The 239-nt window shown below is 69.0% G+C and carries 1 pseudogene; it reads right to left on the bottom strand.

The features are described 5' to 3' along the window. Positions 1–239, bottom strand: a pseudogene (locus tag CVH10_RS24120) (alcohol dehydrogenase); the annotation flags it as partial.

Here is a 239-nt window from a genome sequence, read left to right as displayed (position 1 = left end):
CCGTCGGCGCCGTGGACGTAGTAGTACGGCGTCAGGTTGATGTCGCGGCGTGCGTCGGCGTAGACGTTGAAGTCGAGCAGTCCACGCTCGACCAGCCGTGAGGCCTCGACGCCGTCGCCAGAGGCGACCACCCCGCCGACGACGTCAGCACCCTCGATGCGCGGGAAGGTCAGCGTCGCGGAGCCGCCCAAGCCCAACGACGTCACGACGCCCTGGTCCTTCGTCGGGTAGAGACCCTC

Source organism: Halomonas sp. ND22Bw (genome assembly GCF_003011945.1).
Lineage (GTDB): Bacteria > Pseudomonadota > Gammaproteobacteria > Pseudomonadales > Halomonadaceae > Halomonas > Halomonas halophila.
This window is presented reverse-complemented; position numbering and strand designations above follow the sequence as displayed.